The organism is Bacillus sp. FSL R5-0523 (genome assembly GCF_037975295.1).
Taxonomy (GTDB): Bacteria; Bacillota; Bacilli; order Bacillales; family Bacillaceae; genus Bacillus; species Bacillus subtilis.
In genome coordinates this window covers 1,959,046-1,979,137 of the sequence record NZ_CP150251.1, presented here as the reverse complement: position 1 = coordinate 1,979,137, position 20,092 = coordinate 1,959,046, and the positions used below count along the sequence as shown (strand labels likewise).

The 20,092-nt window shown below is 45.0% G+C and carries 16 protein-coding genes and 1 pseudogene; 14 read left to right on the top strand and 3 right to left on the bottom strand.

The genetic code is table 11. The annotated features are described in order from the left end of the window. The first annotated feature begins 7 nt into the window (after positions 1-7). From ppsE to nrnB, 13 genes and pseudogenes are all read left to right on the top strand, one after another. Entirely contained in the window at positions 8-3,847 is a 3,840-nt protein-coding gene (gene ppsE, locus NYE53_RS09935) for a plipastatin non-ribosomal peptide synthetase PpsE (protein ID WP_339248436.1), read from the top strand. 107 nt (positions 3,848-3,954) lie between these two features. Next, positions 3,955-4,347, top strand: a complete 393-nt coding sequence (locus tag NYE53_RS09930) for a DUF1360 domain-containing protein (RefSeq protein WP_014476970.1) — start codon at positions 3,955-3,957, stop codon at positions 4,345-4,347. A gap of 135 nt (positions 4,348-4,482) precedes the next feature. Continuing rightward, a complete protein-coding gene (locus NYE53_RS09925) occupies positions 4,483-6,015 on the top strand; it encodes a glycoside hydrolase family 10 protein (RefSeq protein WP_021479789.1) in 1,533 nt (510 codons plus the stop codon). Positions 6,016-6,123: 108 nt separating this feature from the next. Continuing rightward, positions 6,124-6,291, top strand: a complete 168-nt coding sequence (locus NYE53_RS09920) for a hypothetical protein (RefSeq protein ID WP_339248516.1) — start codon at positions 6,124-6,126, stop codon at positions 6,289-6,291. Further along, positions 6,281-6,584 (top strand): annotated as a pseudogene (locus NYE53_RS09915) (DUF5367 family protein). Before NYE53_RS09920 ends, NYE53_RS09915 begins: the two are co-directional and overlap by 11 nt. A gap of 90 nt (positions 6,585-6,674) precedes the next feature. Beyond that, a complete protein-coding gene (locus NYE53_RS09910) occupies positions 6,675-7,817 on the top strand; it encodes an acyl-CoA dehydrogenase (protein ID WP_064911698.1) in 1,143 nt (380 codons plus the stop codon). Positions 7,818-7,860: 43 nt separating this feature from the next. Beyond that, complete coding sequence (locus tag NYE53_RS09905) at positions 7,861-9,510, top strand: AMP-binding protein (protein ID WP_339248434.1); 1,650 nt, start codon at positions 7,861-7,863, stop codon at positions 9,508-9,510. 9 nt (positions 9,511-9,519) lie between these two features. Beyond that, positions 9,520-10,854 (top strand): acetyl-CoA carboxylase biotin carboxylase subunit, encoded by a 1,335-nt coding sequence (locus NYE53_RS09900; RefSeq protein WP_024573041.1) that lies wholly within the window; start codon positions 9,520-9,522, stop codon positions 10,852-10,854. A gap of 14 nt (positions 10,855-10,868) precedes the next feature. After that, positions 10,869-11,090, top strand: a complete 222-nt coding sequence (locus NYE53_RS09895; RefSeq protein ID WP_335451600.1) for an acetyl-CoA carboxylase biotin carboxyl carrier protein subunit — start codon at positions 10,869-10,871, stop codon at positions 11,088-11,090. 14 nt (positions 11,091-11,104) lie between these two features. Beyond that, positions 11,105-12,004 (top strand): hydroxymethylglutaryl-CoA lyase, encoded by a 900-nt coding sequence (ldeG, locus tag NYE53_RS09890; protein ID WP_326211526.1) that lies wholly within the window; start codon positions 11,105-11,107, stop codon positions 12,002-12,004. 20 nt (positions 12,005-12,024) lie between these two features. After that, positions 12,025-12,807, top strand: a complete 783-nt coding sequence (locus NYE53_RS09885) for an enoyl-CoA hydratase (protein ID WP_339248428.1) — start codon at positions 12,025-12,027, stop codon at positions 12,805-12,807. A gap of 10 nt (positions 12,808-12,817) precedes the next feature. Continuing rightward, positions 12,818-14,353, top strand: a complete 1,536-nt coding sequence (locus NYE53_RS09880; RefSeq protein WP_217002342.1) for an acyl-CoA carboxylase subunit beta — start codon at positions 12,818-12,820, stop codon at positions 14,351-14,353. Between the two features lie 167 nt (positions 14,354-14,520). Next, a complete protein-coding gene (gene nrnB, locus NYE53_RS09875) occupies positions 14,521-15,720 on the top strand; it encodes an oligoribonuclease NrnB (protein ID WP_339248423.1) in 1,200 nt (399 codons plus the stop codon). A 48-nt stretch (positions 15,721-15,768) separates the two neighbouring features. On the opposite strand, the gene NYE53_RS09870 is transcribed toward nrnB, so the two are convergent. The 3 genes from NYE53_RS09870 to NYE53_RS09860 all read right to left on the bottom strand — a co-directional run bounded on the left by NYE53_RS09870 (position 15,769) and on the right by NYE53_RS09860 (position 17,784). After that, positions 15,769-16,365 carry a DedA family protein gene (locus NYE53_RS09870; protein WP_003231529.1) on the bottom strand — a complete coding sequence of 199 codons (597 nt, stop codon included), beginning with the start codon at positions 16,363-16,365 and terminating at the stop codon, positions 15,769-15,771. Positions 16,366-16,437: 72 nt separating this feature from the next. Then, a complete protein-coding gene (galU, locus tag NYE53_RS09865) occupies positions 16,438-17,331 on the bottom strand; it encodes a UTP--glucose-1-phosphate uridylyltransferase GalU (RefSeq protein WP_339248421.1) in 894 nt (297 codons plus the stop codon). A 6-nt stretch (positions 17,332-17,337) separates the two neighbouring features. Further along, positions 17,338-17,784 carry a GtrA family protein gene (locus NYE53_RS09860; protein WP_014479951.1) on the bottom strand — a complete coding sequence of 149 codons (447 nt, stop codon included), beginning with the start codon at positions 17,782-17,784 and terminating at the stop codon, positions 17,338-17,340. 675 nt (positions 17,785-18,459) lie between these two features. Here NYE53_RS09860 and xynD point away from each other — a divergent pair. Continuing rightward, positions 18,460-20,001 carry an alpha-L-arabinofuranosidase gene (gene xynD / locus NYE53_RS09855; RefSeq protein ID WP_339248419.1) on the top strand — a complete coding sequence of 514 codons (1,542 nt, stop codon included), beginning with the start codon at positions 18,460-18,462 and terminating at the stop codon, positions 19,999-20,001. The last annotated feature ends 91 nt before the right edge of the window (positions 20,002-20,092 follow it).

Below are 20,092 nucleotides of genomic sequence, written 5' to 3'. Positions count from 1 at the left end.
TGAAACCGTGAAGAAAGGTGCAGACACTATGGATAACATTAAAAAAATCAAGAACATTTATCCTCTGAGTCATATGCAGGAGGGAATGCTGTTTCATTCCTTCCTCCGTAAAGAGGAGGGGGCATACGTTGAGCAGTCGCTCTTCACCATTAAAGGAAGCCTCAGCTATGAATGGTTTCAGCGCAGCATTCAAGCCATTATCGACCGCCATGATATTTTCAGAACCGTGTTTTTGCCGCACGTCCCGCATTTGTCGGGACCTCGGCAAGTCGTGATGACAGAACGTGAATTCCATTTGTACAGCGAAGACATTTCCCATCTGCCAACAAACGATCAGAATGAGTATATTGAACGCTTTAAAGAGAAGGACAAACAAAAAGGCTTTGATCTGCAAAAAGACATGCTGATGCGGATTTCTCTATTCAAAACAGCTAAAGATGAACATGTCTGTATCTGGAGTCACCATCATATTTTAATGGACGGATGGTGCCTAGGTATTGTTATGCAGGAATTTATGCAAATTTATCAATCGATTCATGCAGGAAAACCGCTTTCATTAGACCCTGTCCGTCCGTACAGCACCTATATTTCCTGGCTGACAAACCGAGACAAAGAAAAAGCAGCGGCCTACTGGGATACCTATTTAAAAAACTACAGCACTCCATCACCTCTGCCTCGTGTGTCTGATAAAGAAACAAAAGAAGGTTATCACCGTGAAGATTTGATATTTTCATTAAATAAACCACTGACAGACAAGCTGAAAGAGACTGCCAAACAACACAGCGTCACGCTCGCTACCCTTATTCAGGCTGTCTGGGGTGTAATGCTGCAGCAATATAACCGCACAGACGACGTTGTGTTTGGTGCGGTTGTATCAGGAAGACCGTCAGAAATCCCAGGCGTGGAGCAAATGATAGGGTTGTTTATCAATACCATACCGATTCGAATTAAAACACACCAAGACGAAACGTTTCACGAGCTGCTCATACGCTGCCAGAAAGAAATGCTGGAAGCTGAGCCGTTTACCTGCCAGCCTTTATTTGATATTCAGGCAAACACCGCATTAAAACAGGAACTGATTGATCACATTATCGTCTTTGAAAACTATCCGTTACAGCAGAAAATCGCCGATTCCGCTGATCAAACCGATTCACCGCTGCAAATCGATCAAGTTCAAGTATCCGAGCAATCAGGATATAACTTTAATCTTGTCGTTGCTCCTGGCGAAGAGCTTGTCATCAAGTTCAGCTATAATGCATTCGTTTACGATGCTGCCTGGATCAGCTGTATCAAGAGGCAATTTACGCAAGCGCTTAGCACAGCTGCACAGCACCCTCATATGCCAATTGCTGATTTTTCTTTTCTTGATGCAACAGAAAAAGAGCAGATTGTCACACAGTTCAACAATACAAAAACGGAGTATCCAAAGAATCATACAATTATCGATTTATTTCGCGAACAAGCAGAAAAGACGCCAGACCATACCGCACTTGTGTATGGCAATATGTCTATTTCGTATAAAGAGCTTGATAAACGCTCTAATGCGCTCGCCAGAGAGTTAATTCAAAAGGGATTTCGGAAAAACGAGACAGCCGGAATATTGGCTGCACATTCTCCCGAATTCATGATCAGTGTGCTTGCCGTATTAAAAGCAGGGGGAGCATACCTCCCGCTTGATGCGGAGCTTCCGCCTGAACGAGTCAGCTTTATGCTTGAGGAAACGCAGGCAAAAATGCTGATTGTTCAAAAGGGATTGGAGCAAAACGCTGCGTTCTCAGGAACATGTATCATTTCAGATGCGCAGGGATTGATGGAAGAGAACGATATCCCTATTAATATCAGCTCCAGCCCGGATGATCTTGCGTACATCATGTATACCTCAGGATCAACAGGCCGGCCGAAAGGGGTCATGATCACGAATCGCAATGTCGTGTCCCTTGTCAGCAACAGCAATTACACGTCTGCGTCCGGTGATGACCGGTTTATTATGACTGGATCTATCAGCTTTGACGCCGTCACCTTTGAAATGTTCGGGGCGCTTTTAAATGGCGCAAGCCTTCATATCATTGATAAATCGACAATGCTGACACCTGATCGGTTTGGAGCGTATTTGCTTGAAAATGGCATCACAGTGCTATTTTTAACGACGGCTCTTTTTAATCAGCTGGCACAGGTACGAGCTGACATGTTTCGCGGACTCCATACGTTATATGTCGGAGGAGAAGCACTCTCTCCTGCCCTGATGAATGCTGTCAGGCACGCCTGTCCAGATCTCGCGCTTCATAATATTTACGGGCCTACGGAAAACACGACTTTTTCAACCTTTTTTGAAATGAAGAGAGACTATGCGGGGCCGATTCCGATTGGAAAACCAATCAGCAATAGCACCGCTTACATCTTAGATACAAAAGGACGTCTTTTGCCAATAGGCGTTCCCGGCGAGCTTTGTGTTGGCGGTGATGGGGTCGCTAAAGGCTATTTGAACAAAGATGACCTGACAAATGCTGTTTTTTCTCCTCATCCTTTCTTGCCTGGAGAAAGAATATACCGTACCGGTGATTTGGCGCGCTGGCTGCCTGATGGAAACTTAGAATACATCAGCAGAATTGACAGGCAAATGAAAATCCGCGGAAAACGAATTGAGCCTGCCGAAATAGAAGCGCGCCTGTTAGAAATGGAAGGCGTTCAAGAAGCAGCAGTGACATTGAGAGAAAAAGATGGAGAGGCGCAGCTGTACACTCATTACGTCGGTGATCACAAAAAAACAGATACGGATTTTCGCGCCGATTTGGCGCGTGTGCTTCCAGACTATATGATCCCGCAGCACTGGGTGCGTGTGGAGCGGATGCCGCTTACCGGAAACGGAAAAATAGACCGCAGCGCGCTGCCTATTCCAGAAAATAAGCCTGCCAAACGACAGGACATCATATTGCCAAGAAACTTGGTTGAAGAAGAATTGGCGAACATTTGGAAGCAAGTCCTCGGTGTTAACACAATCAGTATTGATGATGACTTCTTTGCTATTGGCGGACATTCACTAAAAGCACTGCAAGTCATACATACACTAAAACATCAGCAGCACATTGACATACCGATTGATTTCTTGTTCGAACATCCGACAATCGCTCAGATTGCCGAAAAACTTTATTCTAAACAGCTGACAGCGGCAGATGAACAGCATGTGATCAAACTGAACCAGTACGGCGCGCAAAATCTTTTCTGCTTCCCGCCGATATCAGGATTTGGCATTTATTTCAAAGACCTTGCTTTATTGCTGAATGAGAAGGCAGCCGTATACGGGTTTCACTTTATTGAACAAGACACCCGCATTGAACAATATGTTAATTGCATGACTGACATACAGCCTGAGGGCCCATACGTTTTATTAGGCTACTCTGCAGGCGGAAACCTAGCTTTTGAAGTGGCACAGGCTATGGAGCGCAAAGGATTGGAAGTCAGCGACTTCATTATCGTGGACGCTTATCTAAAAGAACAGCCTTTGCCTATCGATACCGGGAATGACGAATCTGCAGCATATCTGCCTGAAGCAGTCAGAGAAAAGGTGATGAAGAAAAAAAGAAACTATCAGGCATATTGGGCACAATTGCTGAATGAAGGGCACATCAAAGCAAGCATTCATTTCATCGAAGCTGGAATCCGCCCCGAAACCAGCGAGAATACAGGCTTAACGAAATGGGAAGGCGCCTGTGGAAACTATAGTGAGTACACGGGTTTTGGCGCTCATAAAGACATGCTGGAAGGAACATATGCTGAAAAGAATGCTGACATCATCCTCGACATTTTAGAAAAGATCACTTCAAATAAAGCAATCCCGCACAAACAATAGAGCGGATTCGCGGACAGAGGCATTCTCTGTCCGCTTCTTTTTGTATCAAAGAATGGATCGATGACACTAGGGAATGATAACATCATCCTTTTTCTTGGAGGCTTGTCATGGATCATCTATCTTTTCTTACGTTTATCATGCTGATTCTAGCCAGTTACAGGCTGACACATTTGATTGTATTCGACAAAATCACAGAATTTATCCGAAAACCTTTTATGAAAAAGAAAAGGATTGTTGATCAAAACGGGCATGTAGATGAAAAAAGCGTGCCGGCTTCTAACTTTGGATACATGCTCAATTGCTACTGGTGTGCCGGTGTTTGGTGTGCCATCTTGATCGGACTTGGCTATCTATTTTTGCCTCGTATTGCAATACCGCTGATCTTTATTTTAGCCATTGCCGGAGCACAAGCGATCCTTGAAACGGCTGTCGGTGTCGGCGTAAAACTTATTGACGTGTTAAAAAGTCTGCAAACCATGATGAATGATAAAAAGTCCTAAAAGCGGTTCACAACATGCTTTAGGACTTTTTTCGTTTATTTAGTGAGATAGACATTCTGTTAATCACCCTTTTATAGCCCGGGAATACCGTAATAGCGAATAGTGAAAGTGATGTAATGGGGGAGAAGAAACAGAATGAAGGTTTGCCAAAAGTCGATTGTCCGTTTCCTTGTCAGCTTGATCATCGGAACGTTTGTCATTTCCGTTCCGTTTATGGCCAATGCGCAGTCTGACAGGGAGCTGAGAGCCGTATGGATTGCTTCCGTATTAAATATTGATTGGCCGTCCAAAAAAGGGTTATCTGTGAAAGAGCAAAAACAGGAGTATATCAAACTGCTGGACGATGTGCAGAAAATGGGAATGAATGCCGTTATTGTTCAGATTAAACCGACGGCTGATGCCTTTTATCCGTCAGCTTACGGGCCTTGGTCGGAATACTTAACTGGTGTCCAAGGGAAGGACCCGGGCTATGATCCTCTTGCATTTATGATTGAAGAAACCCATAAACGAAATTTGGAATTTCACGCGTGGTTTAACCCTTACCGTATTACAATGAATCATACAGATCTTAATAAATTGTCTGAGAGTCACCCGGCAAGAAAACATCCAGATTGGGTTGCCGCCTACGGAAACCAGCTGTATTATCATCCAGGCATTCCAGAAGCGAGAGATTTTATCGTCAAAGGCATTGAAGAAGTCGTAAAACATTATGATATCGATGCTGTTCATATGGATGATTATTTTTACCCTTATAAAATAGCAGGACAGGAATTTCCTGATCAAGCACAGTATGAACAATACGGAAAAGACGCTTTTTCTAATATCGATGACTGGCGGCGGGACAATGTGAACCAGCTTGTCAAACAAATCAACCAAACAATTAAAGCTGCAAAACCGTATGTCAAATTCGGCATCAGTCCCTTTGGAGTATGGAGAAACGCCGCAGATGACCCGACCGGATCGAATACAAAAGCAGGCGTCAGAAATTATGACGATCTATATGCAGACACAAGGCATTGGATCCAAGAAGGCGACATCGATTATATTGCTCCGCAAATTTATTGGAGTATCGGCTTTAACGCAGCGGCGTACGACGTGCTGGCTGATTGGTGGAGCAATGAAGTCAAAAATAGGCCTGTTCACTTATATATTGGCCAGGCAGCATATAAAATCAATAACAATTTTGATCCGCCTTGGTCCGACCCTGAGGAATATGTGCGGCAAATCACTTTGAACCGCCAGCTTGAACTGGTGAAAGGAAGCATGCATTTCAGCCTCAAGGACCTCAACAAAAATCCGCTTGGCATCAAAGACAGGCTCAGCACCGATCTTTACAGCAAGCCGGCACTGGTTCCGCAAATGCCTTGGCTTGACAATACCGCCCCAAAAAAACCGAAGCTTACGAAAGTCACCGAAGACAAAAACGGCAATCTTCTGCAGATTAAAGATCACCCATCAAATCAAAAAACGAAAGAAACAGCCTATTATGCGATATACAGAGCCGAAGGGAAAAAGCAGAGAACATTGCTGGCAACGCAAAGAAAAACACATGAGCAGCAAACCTTCTTAGATAACACGGCAGATCCTAACAAGAAATATACGTATTATGTCACTTCAGCAGACCGGCTTCATAACGAAAGCAAGGCTTCCAAACGAACAACAAAATAAGAAATGAGAAGGACGGCTTTCTAAGTCGTCTTTTTTTAAAAGTGATTTTGGAGACAGGAAACGATGGTAAACCGCTGTATTTTTTTAAAAAACAAAGGTGAGATTCACATGAATATGGAGGCGGTGTTTGGACATTTTCCATTATTGGAATCTGAGAAACTAGTGCTAAATAAAATCGAAGAGAAACACGTACAGGACGTGTTTTACGTTTTCATTTCTAGTCTGGTTAGTTGCCACATTATTTTTTGTGCTGTTCGGAGATGCTGTGTTGACTGATCCGGCTGAAGAAGCCTTTTTGCCGAACTTTCTTCTCTTGGGAGCGGGCACCGCTCTTGTTTTATGCCTTGTGTTCTTTCTCTATCAAAAACTCGATCAATCACAGTTCGTAGTGATCAAGCTAGGTATATGGGGATCAGCGGTCGGTTTATTGATTGATACGATTTCCCTTTGGAATCTCCCTCATCTTCCCGGCTTTATCAAAGGGCCAAGTTATTGCGTTTGCGATATGGATGGTATGCGCCTACTGCATGTATTTGCTCATTCCGCTGAAATTATCACATAAAAAATGATTCAGTTTTAATTTTCAGACTTTTCTTGTCAGGGAATGATTATAGAACTCGCCTAATAGGATGTTACAAAGATGTGAAGGAGGAAACGATGTGAATTTTGAGCTGACAAAAGAACAACAAATGGTGCGTGAAATGGTAAAAGATTTTGCGAAAAAAGAAATTGCTCCTCACGCTGAACATGTAGATCAAACAGGCGAGTTCCCGATGCAAACATTTGAAAAAATGGGTGAACTCGGTCTGATGGGTATTCCATTTCCAGAAGAATATGGCGGATCTGGCGGTGATACGATTTCATATGCCTTAGCGGTTGAAGAAGTCGGCAAAGCCTGCGGCAGTACTGGATTAAGCTATGCTGCAGCGGTCTCGCTAGGTGCAAGCCCTCTATACTACTTCGGAACAGAAGAGCAAAAACAGACGCATTTGACGCCGCTGGCTTCAGGCACAGCACTCGGATCATTCGGCCTGACGGAGCCAAATGCCGGCTCAGATGCAGGAGGCACTCAAACAAAAGCGATTTCAAATGGTGACGAGTATGTAATCAACGGCGAAAAGTGCTGGATCACTAATGCAAGCTACGCACGCACAGTTATTGTAACCGCCGTAACAGGCAAAAACAAAGACGGAAAAAACATCATCTCCGCATTAATCGTGCCAACTGACACACCAGGACTTACGATTACGAGCCCGTACGATAAAATGGGCGTCCGCGGATCGAATACAGCGGAAATTTTGCTTGAGGATGTAAGAGTGCCTGCGGCCAACTTACTTGGCGATCCAACAAAAGGGTTTAAACAGTTTCTATATACGCTGGACGGAGGGCGAATCTCCATCGCTGCTCTTGCAGTCGGCATTGCCCAAGCGGCCCTTGACGCATCATTGGCATATGCGAAAGAACGAAAGCAGTTTGGACAGCCGATTTCTTCCTTTCAAGCGATTCAATTTAAGCTTGCTGACATGGCGATGGAAATTGATCTGGCACGGCAAATGGTGTTAAAAGCCGCCTGGCTGAAAGACCATAACCGCCCGTTCACCAAAGAAGCGGCGTACGCCAAGCTATTCGCATCTGAAATGGCGACAAGAGCTTGCAATCAAGCCATTCAAATCCATGGAGGTTCAGGCTATATGAAAGAGTATGGGGTGGAACGGATGCTGCGGGACGCAAAATTAATGGAAATCGGTGAAGGCACATCTGAAATTCAGCGTCTCGTGATCGCCAGACAGCTTTTAAAATAAAAATGTAAACGCTTTCCTATCATTAAGAAAGGAGGAACAATGAATGGCTGAACTCATCCATTCCACAATCGGCAGGCTGCTGGAACAAACAGCTGATGCGTATCCCGATCGAGACGCTGTTGTGTATCCAGACCGAAATATCCGTTATACGTACGCTCAATTTAACAGTCTGTGCCGTCAAACCGCTAAAGGTCTCATGCGGATGGGGATTGGAAAAGGAGACCACGTCGCCATATGGGCTTCTAATATCCCTGAATGGCTTGCCGTCCAGTTCGCAACTGCAAAGATCGGAGCCGTGCTCGTAACCGTCAATACCAATTATCAAGCACACGAACTGGACTACTTGTTAAAGCAATCGGATGCCGCCGCGCTTATTATCATGGATTCATACAGGGGCACTTCTTATCCAGACATCGTAAACAGTTTAATTCCAGAACTGCAAGAAGCAAAGCCCGGCCAACTGAAATCTGAACGCTATCCCTTTTTAAAAACGCTGATCTATATTGGCAATAAACGGTTGGCTGGCATGTATCATTGGGACGATACAGAGATATTGGCGAAAACAGTGACAGATGCTGAGCTGGAAGAAAGAATGAACAGCCTGGATAAAGACGATGTGATTAATATGCAATACACATCAGGAACGACAGGGTTTCCGAAAGGCGTGATGCTGACCCATTTTAATGTCATCAATAACGCTGCCAATATCGCTGAATGTATGGTTTTAACCTCTCAAGACCGCATGTGCATCCCGGTTCCGTTTTTTCACTGCTTTGGATGCGTGCTTGGGGTTTTGGCATGTGTATCCGTCGGGGCAGCCATGATACCCGTGCAAGAATTTGATCCCGTTACCGTCCTTAAAACGGTAGAAAAAGAGAAATGCACAGCGCTCCATGGTGTGCCTACCATGTTTATCGCCGAGCTGCATCATCCGGATTTTGATGCATATGATCTATCGACGCTCCGAACAGGAATCATGGCCGGCTCTCCCTGTCCAAGTGAAGTGATGAAAGCTGTGATTGAAAGGATGGGCATGAAAGACATTACGATCGCCTATGGACAAACCGAAGCCTCGCCAGTCATTACGCAAACGAGAGCAAATGATTCCTTCATAAGAAGAGTCGAAACAACCGGCCGCGCCCTGCCACATACTGAGGTGAAAATTGTAGAACCTGGGACATGTCAAGAAGTTCAAAGAGGCATGCAGGGAGAACTGTGCACCCGTGGCTATCACGTCATGAAAGGCTATTATAAAGACAAAGAAGCGACCAGAAAAGCAATCAATCATGACGGATGGCTGTTTACCGGAGATCTTGCTGTCATGGATGAAGACGGGTACTGCCGCATCACCGGAAGATTAAAAGATATGCTCATCAGAGGCGGCGAGAACATTTATCCGCGGGAAATTGAAGAATTTTTATACCGGCATCCCGCTGTTTTAGATGTACAGGTGGTTGGTGTGCCTGACGCCAAATTCGGGGAGGAAGCTGCAGCCTGGATTAAACTGAAAGACGGTAAAAGCGTTTCACCTGATGAGCTTAAAGCCTATTGCAAAGGGACAATCGCCCGCCACAAAATTCCGCGTTATGTTATTTTTACGGATGACTATCCGATGACGGCCTCAGGCAAAATTCAAAAATATAAACTGCGAGAAAAAACGATTGAAATGTTCAACCTATCATCAAGTAAATGAGGTGAAATCATGTTTACAAAAGTACTGATCGCCAACCGCGGAGAAATTGCAATGAGAATTATCCGAACATGCAGCCGTCTCGGCATTAAAACGGTCGCTGTTTATTCAGAAGCAGACAAGGACGCGCTCCATACAAAAGCCGCTACAGAGGCTTATTTGATCGGGGAATCGAGAGTCAGTGAAAGTTATTTAAATATAGAGAGAATCATAAAGACGGCGAAAAAAGCAAATGCCGACGCGATCCACCCTGGATATGGATTGTTATCAGAAAACAGCCGATTCGCTGAACGCTGCAAGCAAGAAAACATCGTGTTTATCGGACCTTCCCCTGATATCATCGCAAAGATGGGCAGCAAAATTGAAGCGCGAAAAGCAATGGAGGCTGCAGGTGTCCCTGTGGTGCCGGGCGTTTCTGAATCCCTCGGAGATATAGAGGCAGCCTGCCGCACCGCAAGTCAAATCGGCTATCCTGTCATGCTGAAAGCTTCAGCGGGCGGAGGGGGCATCGGAATGCAGCGTGTTGAAAATGAAGAAGCATTAAAAAAAGCGTACGAGGGAAACAAAAAGCGCGCAGCAGATTTTTTCGGTGACGGGTCGATGTATATAGAAAAAGTTATTGAACATGCGCGTCACATCGAGGTTCAGCTTTTGGCCGATCAACACGGCCATACAGTACATCTGTTTGAACGTGATTGCTCTGTTCAGAGGCGCCACCAAAAAGTCATTGAAGAAGCACCGTCTCCATTTGTAGACGATGAACTAAGAATGAAGATCGGGCAAACAGCGGTAAAAGCAGCGAAGGCAATCGGCTATACGAACGCAGGCACCATCGAATTTATAGTTGACCAGAAGCAAAATTTTTATTTCCTCGAAATGAATACGAGACTGCAAGTTGAACACCCCGTGACTGAAGAAATAACAGGCCTGGACTTAGTTGAGCAGCAGCTGCGGATTGCTGCGGGCCATACACTCACATTCTCCCAAAAAGACATCCAACGGAACGGGCATGCGATAGAGGTTCGAATATACGCGGAAGATCCCAAGACCTTCTTCCCGTCACCGGGTACGATCACTGCGTTTTCACTTCCTGACCAAAAAGGAGTCAGACACGAATGTGCGGTAGCAAAAGACAGCACCGTTACCCCTTTTTATGACCCGATGATCGCTAAGATGATTGTTAAAGGCCAAACCAGAACAGAAGCAATTGAAAAACTAGAGACAGCGCTTCGCGACTATCGTGTAGAGGGAATCAAAACAAATCTTCCGCTTCTCATACAGGCTGCGGCAACAAAGGCATTTAAAGAAGGGGATGTCACGACTGACTTTTTGAAACAACACCTATAAAGGAGGCAGTTGTCATGACGGTTAGCATACAAATGGCAGGAAACCTGTGGAAAGTCCACGTCAAAGCCGGCGACCAAATCGAAAAGGGCCAGGAGGTAGCCATTTTGGAATCGATGAAAATGGAAATCCCGATCGTTGCAGATAGAAGCGGAGTCGTAAAAGAAGTCAAAAAAAATGAAGGCGACTTTGTAAATGAAGGAGACGTACTGCTCGAACTGAGCGATTCCACTCAATAATTTGGAGGAAGACCATGTCATATCCTAAAAAAGTGACAATCAAAGAAGTCGGCCCGCGTGACGGCTTACAAAACGAGCCCATATGGATCGCAACAGAGGATAAAATAACCTGGATCAACCAGCTTTCCCGGACAGGGCTTTCGTATATTGAAATCACATCCTTCGTTCACCCGAAATGGATTCCGGCGCTTCGAGATGCTATCGACGTAGCAAAAGGCATCGACCGTTTAAAAGGGGTAACGTACGCGGCACTTGTCCCGAATCAAAGAGGACTGGAGAATGCGCTTGAAGGAGGCATTAACGAGGCTTGCGTTTTTATGTCCGCCAGCGAGACGCACAACAGAAAAAACATCAATAAATCCACTTCTGAATCCCTTCATATACTCAAACAAGTAAACAACGACGCACAAAAAGCAAACCTCACAACAAGAGCCTACCTCTCGACTGTTTTCGGCTGTCCGTACGAAAAAGATGTCCCCATTGAACAAGTCATTCGCCTTTCAGAAGCTCTATTTGAATTTGGGATTTCTGAATTGTCGCTTGGAGATACGATTGGAGCGGCTAATCCCGCCCAAGTGGAAACTGTACTTGAAGCTCTTTTGGCACGATTCCCGGCTAATCAAATTGCCCTGCATTTTCATGATACGAGAGGAACAGCTCTGGCCAACATGGTCACAGCACTCCAAATGGGCATCACGGTGTTCGACGGCTCGGCAGGCGGGCTTGGGGGATGCCCATATGCGCCAGGTTCATCAGGAAACGCCGCAACTGAGGATATCGTGTACATGCTTGAACAGATGGATATCAAAACAAATGTAAAGCTAGAAAAACTGCTATCTGCGGCCAAATGGATAGAAGAAAAAATGGGCAAACCGCTGCCAAGCAGAAATTTACAGGTGTTTAAATCATCTTGATAAAAGGGAGGACGCATACAATGGGAGACTCTATTCTTTTTACTGTTAAAAATGAACATATTGCGTTGATCACCTTAAACAGGCCTCAGGCAGCAAATGCTCTTTCAGCGGAAATGCTTAGAAACCTGCAAATGGTTCTTCAGGAAATTGAATTCAACTCAAACATCCGTTGCGTCATCCTCACAGGCACCGGTGAAAAAGCGTTTTGTGCAGGGGCAGACCTGAAGGAACGGATAAAACTGAAAGAAGATCAGGTTCTGGAAAGTGTATCTCTCATTCAAAGAACGGCGGCGTTACTTGATGCCTTGCCGCAGCCGGTCATAGCTGCGATAAATGGAAGCGCATTAGGCGGCGGACTAGAATTGGCATTGGCATGCGACCTTCGAATCGCAACTGAAGCAGCTGTGCTGGGACTTCCGGAAACAGGGTTAGCTATTATCCCGGGCGCTGGAGGGACCCAAAGGCTGCCCCGGCTGATTGGCAGAGGAAAAGCAAAAGAATTCATTTATACAGGCAGACGCGTGACCGCACACGAAGCAAAAGAAATCGGCCTTGTAGAGCATGTCACGGCTCCTTGTGACCTTATGCCAAAAGCAGAGGAACTGGCCGCAGCCATTTCTGCCAACGGGCCGATCGCTGTCCGTCAGGCTAAATTTGCAATCAATAAAGGATTGGAGACAGATCTCGCTACAGGCCTTGCGATTGAACAAAAAGCGTATGAACAAACCATCCCGACAAAAGACAGGAGAGAAGGGCTTCAGGCCTTTCAAGAAAAAAGACGGGCCGTATACAAGGGAATATAAAAGGGAGGCAATGCTCATGGATTATGAAAAGGAACGAACAGAACGGGCTGAACGGATTCGAAAAGGCGGAGCGGAAAAGTATCATCAAAGCAATCGGGAAAAAGGCAAGCTCTTTGTCAGAGAGCGGCTTTCCCTTCTCTTTGACGATGACATTGAGCTAGAAGACGCTTTTTTTGCGGAATGTATGTCAGACGGGCTTCCCGCTGACGGAGTTGTCACCGCTATCGGCAAAATCGGCGGCCAAACTGTTTGCGTCATGGCGAATGATTCAACAGTGAAAGCGGGGTCATGGGGAGCTAAAACAGTTGAAAAAATCATCAGAATTCAAGAAACCGCCGAAAAATTAAACTGTCCGCTCATTTATTTAGTCGATTCGGCAGGCGCCCGAATTACCGACCAAATCAATGTCTTTCCAGGGAGACGCGGTGCAGGAAGAATTTTTTACAATCAAGTCAAATTATCAGGACGCATTCCGCAAATCTGTCTGCTTTTCGGACCATCTGCAGCAGGTGGCGCTTATATTCCGGCCTTCTGTGATATCGTCGTTATGGTAGACGGTAACGCCTCCATGTATTTAGGTTCGCCAAGGATGGCGGAAATGGTTATTGGCGAAAAAGTGTCTCTCGAAGAAATGGGTGGCGCCCGCATGCATTGCTCAATCTCCGGCTGCGGAGATATTCTTGCAGAAACTGAAGAAGAAGCCATACAACTGGCGCGGGCTTATTTGTCTTACTTTCCGGCAAATTTTCAAGAAAAAGCGCCCATTCATGAGAAACGCCCGCCAAAACACTTCGAAACTCCGCTTGCTGACGTCATTCCGCAAAATCAAAACGCGCCTTTTGATATGCATGAGCTGATTGAGCGGATCATAGATGAAGACTCATTTTTTGAGATCAAAGCCTTATTTGCACCGGAATTATTGACGGGCCTCGCACGAATCCACGGACAGCCTGTCGGCATTGTTGCAAACCAGCCGAAGGTAAAAGGAGGCGTCTTATTCCACGATTCAGCAGACAAAGCGGCTAAGTTTATTACCTTATGTGACGCTTTTCATATCCCATTGCTGTTCTTAGCCGATATCCCCGGTTTTATGATTGGCACTAAAGTAGAACAGGCTGGGATTATCAGACACGGAGCGAAAATGATTTCTGCGATGTCGGAGGCAACTGTTCCAAAGCTCTCTGTCATTGTCCGAAAAGCGTACGGAGCGGGGTTGTATGCAATGGCAGGGCCGGCATTTGAACCGGATTGCTGTCTAGCGCTCCCAACCGCCCAAATCGCCGTCATGGGCCCTGAGGCCGCTGTAAACGCTGTCTACGCTAAAAAAATCGCCGAGCTGCCAGAAGAAGAGAGAGCCGCATTTATCAGCAGCAAACGGGAAGAATATAAAGAGGACATCAATATCTACCGTCTGGCTTCAGAAATGATCATTGATGCTGTTATCCCAGCCAATTCGCTGCGTGATGAGCTGGCCAAACGGCTCAAGGCATACATGACAAAGGAAATGACATTTACCAATCGAAAGCATCCGGTTTATCCAGTATAAAAGCAAGAACTTAGGAGCGTAAAAAGCGCTCCTTTATATATTTACAATAACAACATTATGTCAACTAATTACATTTGCATAAAACACTTTGTTTTTTAGAATAGTAAATAAAGGCTGCCGCACCTCTAGCGGCAATTGTCAGTTTATCATAAAAAGGGGCCCACATTATGTATCATTTATATTCACATAACGACTTGGACGGAGTAGGGTGCGGAATCGTAGCAAAATTAGCGTTCGGAAAAGACGTAGAGGTCCGGTATAACTCTGTCAACGGCTTAAACGCACAGGTGCAGTACTTTTTAGAAAAAGCGAAGGAGAGCAACAGACAGGACGCGTTATTCATCACCGATCTCGCCGTCAATGAAGAAAACGAAGAGAGATTGAATGAGTATTTTCATGCAGGGGGCAAAGTGAAGCTCATTGACCATCATAAAACAGCCCTTCATTTGAATGAGCATGAATGGGGATTTGTCCAGGTGGAATACGATGATGGAAGGCTCACATCCGCGACATCGCTTTTATATGGCTATCTCGTTGAAAATGGCTTCATGAAACCGACAAACGCCTTAGATCAATTCACAGAGCTCGTCCGCCAATACGATACATGGGAGTGGGAGCGGTACGATCAAAAACAGGCGAAGCGGCTTAATGATCTTTTCTTTTTGCTGTCAATCGATGAATTTGAAGCAAAAATGATCCAGCGCCTTTCCGCGCATGACGAATTTTTCTTCGATGATTTTGAAGAAAAACTGCTTGATTTAGAAGACGAAAAAATCGAGCGCTACCTCCGCAGAAAGAAAAGGGAAATGGTACAAACCTTTGTTCACGAACACTGTGTAGGCATCGTTCACGCTGAATCGTACCATTCAGAGCTGGGGAACAGGCTAGGGAAAGATAATCCGCACCTCGATTACATTGCGATTTTGAGCATGGGGTCAAAACGAGTCAGTCTCCGCACCATTCATGATTACATCGATGTGTCAGAAATCGCCGGCCGATATGGCGGCGGAGGGCATGCAAAAGCGTCCGGCTGTTCAATAACCGATGAAGTATACGAGTTGTTTGTAGCTGAAGCTTTCCGTATTGATCCTGTACGGCCGGATGCCTTCCGTAACATCTATAATCTAAAGGGATCTGCGAATGGATCATTATATGAAAATCGCGCACAAATGAGATTTTTTCTTTTCCCTTTAGACAACGAATGGAATATTCAAATTAACGGAGAAACCCAAGACGAAACATTCGCATCGTTTGAAGAGGCAGAATGGTTTATTAAGAGAAATTATGCCGCATCGCTCGTGCGGGATGAAGTGTTTGTCGCATTTTTAGCGGAGAATCTGAAGCTGGCAAATCAACATCGGAAGTAAAAAAATATGCATAGGGGAGCGTCAGTCACCCCTATGCATATCTGCTAGCTATCGTTTAAATATGGCTGTACGTTTCTTAATCACAAAATAAAGGGCTATCACGACAACAGCCAATATCATAATCGGTGTTGTATAAGTGCCTGCTATATTCTCAACATCATCCCACTGGCTTCCTAGCTGTATGCCTAAATAAACAAACAGGATAGACCATGGAATGATAGCAAGCACAGTCAGTACCACAAATTTGAGAAAAGGCATTCTGGCAATACCTGCCGGAATGGATATGGCATGTCTGACAACCGGTATAAAACGAGCCGAGAAGACAACTCCGGCGCCGTATTTCTGAAACCAGTTTTCCGACATGTCGATATGATGCTTTTTAATCAATAAATACTTCCCGTATTTGTCCAGAAATGGCCTGCCGCCATAGCGGCCGATCCAGTAAATAAAGATCTGGGCAATGGTGCCCCCGATAACACCCGCAATAATTGCGCCAATAAATCCAATCGTGCCCTCCGATACCATATAGCCGCCATAAGCTAATACAATCTCACTCGGAATGATTTCAATCATTAACCCAATCGCAATACCCGCATATCCCATGTTCGTCAGCCATGTTAAAATTTCGCTTATCAAACTGCCCACATTCTTCACAACCTGTCCTAATCTTTTTCACTATTATATGACTGATTGACGAGCAAGATGGTTACAATTTTTTTACCGCAGCATTTCTTTCGTTTCCCATTTGATCACATCTTCTAAATAGGCCAAAAGCTGAGATCTCATTTCGGGACGCATTAAGCCGATTTCGGTGCTCGCTTTAAAACAGCCCAGCTTATCGCCAATGTCATATCGATTTCCTTCCAGCAGCCGGGCATAGATCGGCTCCTTACGGCAAACCTCACGAAGCGCATCTGTCAGCTGAATTTCGTTGCCCGCGCCTCTGCCAATTGTCTTCAAAACGGAGAAGATCGAAGAATTCAGCACATAACGTCCCATTACTGCGATTTCCGAAGGTGCTTCTTCAGGAGAAGGCTTTTCCACTAAATCGTTCACTTCGTATACATGCCCTTGAGACCCTGATGTATTTATAATACCATATTTGCTGACATCCTCAGGGAGAACTGACTGTACACCGACAACCTCTGTGCCATAAACGTCATATACATCCATTAATTGCCGAAGAGCCGGTGTTTCAGACACCATAATATCATCACCTAAGAGAACAGCAAAAGGCTCATCTCCGATAAAATGCTCCGCACACAGCACCGCATGGCCTAATCCGAGCGGTTCTTTCTGGCGGATGTAATGAATGTTGGCCAAATCGGCAATCTGCTGCATTTCCTTAAGTGTCTCCGTCTTGCCTTTTTCCCGGAGATTGAATTCCAATTCTACCGATCGATCAAAATGATCTTCAATCGAGCGTTTGTTTCTCCCTGTAATAATCAGTATATCTTCAATTCCTGACTCTGCGGCCTCTTCTACAATATATTGGATTGCTGGTTTGTCGACGATTGGGAGCATTTCTTTAGGCTGCGCCTTTGTCGCCGGCAGAAATCTCGTTCCTAAACCCGCTGCGGGAATAACTGCTTTTCTCACTTTTTTTCTCATTCATCCTCACTCCTGATCCTGTATGTTTTTCAGTGAATCTCCAAATACCCAGATTCGGTTTCCGATAAAATTCATCATCATTCCGCCGATAGTGGCGGCGAGCTTACTCACCAAAAGCGAGCAGCCGCAATTTTGAAACAAATAAAGCAGCAAAAAGGTGATCCCCGACGCGGCAATATTAATCATGAGAAAACGCACGATCTCTTTCCCGTCAGCCTTACGTTTCACACAAAACGTCCAATTCCGGTTCCACACATAGCTGTTGACGATACCTGCAGTATAGGAGCAGATCTGCGCCGGCAGATAAGAGACATGACAAGCGGTAAGAAGAAAGAAGACACCAAAATCTATCAGCGTATTGCCGACGCCTACGGTGCAAAAACGGCCTAAGGTCTTTATTTTTTCTTTCAGCGTAACGGACCTCCCTTCATAAAAGATGCGAGTCGCAGTCATATTTGTTGATATGGATTACTATAGCGGACAGTGTTGAATAAACAATTAATAAAATATGAACAAAACATGAAAAAGCGGGTATACTGCTCAATAGTTTTTATACTCTTTAAAAAGCAGCGGCATGAACCGCTGATTTTTCGAAAACGCTCATTACATAAAGATGAAAAAATATGACATATTTCGCAGGGGAAGAGGGCGAAATGATAACGAAAGGTCTTGCAAAGAAGAGAACAATACTTCAATAGATTGAGTGGTTTTAAGCCTTGATTCCCTATCAGCAGAGATGATGTCTATTATGTCAATAATCGAGGGAACAGTCTAAGCGAAGAAGAGTCGGTAACAACCGTATATGTAGCCCCATCTAAACAATGAATAAATGTATCCAGTTCCTTTGTAGAATCGAACACGAATTCCTCCAAAAGTATTCTATACACTATTTTTTTAATAATGTAGGATGTTAGATAAAGGGATTTTTTTGAATAAATATACATACCTGCTCAAGCGTTATAGGGGACTTGAACAATTCGCCATTTTATTTTCTGGACAATGACCGCTAGGAATGGGGGAACTTTTCTAGATTGATCTTGAAGAAACAAGTGGTGCAGTCTTCATGACCTGTTGTTAACAAATTTCAAAAGAACCCTTCATTTTAAGGAAAAAGGAGGCTGTTAAGTGATGAGGAAAAAGTGTAGCGTATGTTTATTTGTTTTTGCTTTACTATTGAGCTGCTTAGCTGGGAAGTCTGCGTATGCTGCCACAGGTACTACAATTGCAAAACATATAGGGAATTCAAACCCGCTTATCGACCATCATTTGGGAGCGGATCCGGTTGCGCTGACCTATAACGGAAGAGTCTACATCTATATGTCAAGTGATGACTATGAATATAATAGCAACGGAACAATTAAAGATAATTCATTTGCCAATTTGAATAGAGTATTCGTCATATCTTCAGCGGATATGGTGAACTGGACAGACCACGGAGCCATTCCGGTAGCAGGTGCCAATGGAGCTAATGAAGGCCGGGGAATTGCAAAATGGGCAGGTGCGTCATGGGCACCGTCAATCGCAGTTAAAAAAATTAATGGCAAGGATAAATTCTTCCTTTATTTCGCAAACAGCGGCGGAGGTATCGGGGTTCTCACCGCAGACAGCCCGATTGGTCCATGGACCGACCCAATCGGAAAACCGCTCGTTATGCCAAGTACGCCAGGAATGTCTGGTGTTGTATGGCTTTTTGATCCGGCAGTATTTGTAGATGATGACGGCACCGGTTACCTGTATGCCGGGGGAGGCGTTCCTGGCGGTTCAAATCCAACGCAGGCACAATGGGCCAATCCTAAAACGGCTAGAGTCATAAAATTGGGGCCTGATATGACAAGTGTTGTTGGAAGTGCATCTACAATTGATGCGCCTTTCATGTTTGAAGATTCGGGATTGCACAAGTATAACGGAACATATTATTACTCCTATTGCATTAATTTCGGCGGCACGCACCCGGCCGATAAACCCCCGGGTGAGATCGGCTACATGACCAGTTCAAATCCCATGGGTCCCTTTACATATAGAGGGCATTTCCTGAAAAATCCGGGCGCATTTTTCGGAGGTGGCGGAAACAACCATCATGCTGTTTTCAATTTTAAAAACGAGTGGTATGTGGTGTACCACGCGCAAACTGTCAGTTCCGCTCTGTTCGGGGCCGGCAAAGGATACCGTTCTCCCCATATTAATAAGCTGGTGCATAACCCAGATGGATCCATCCAAGAGGTAGCAGCAAATTATGCAGGTGTAACACAGCTTTCCAATTTGAATCCTTATAACCGGGTAGAAGCTGAAACGTTTGCTTGGAATGGACGCATTTTGACAGAGAAGTCCACAGCACCCGGCGGGCCAGTAAATAATCAGCATGTAACAAGCATTCAAAATGGAGACTGGATTGCTGTAGGAAATGCAGACTTCGGAGCGGGCGGTGCCAGGACATTTAAAGCAAATGTAGCATCCACTTTAGGCGGGAAAATAGAAGTGCGCCTCGATAGTGCTGATGGTAAGCTTGTTGGAACTCTGAATGTACCTTCCACAGGTGGAGCGCAAACGTGGAGAGAAATAGAAACTGCAGTAAGCGGGGCAACCGGTGTGCACAAAGTATTCTTTGTATTTACCGGAACAGGTACAGGAAACTTGTTTAATTTTGATTACTGGCAGTTTACGCAAAGATAGTACTCGTAATGGGACCGCTTAAAAACGAGGCGGGTGAAGTACGGGCCAGCACCGGGACAGCCCGCCATTATGGATATGCCATGCAGATTTT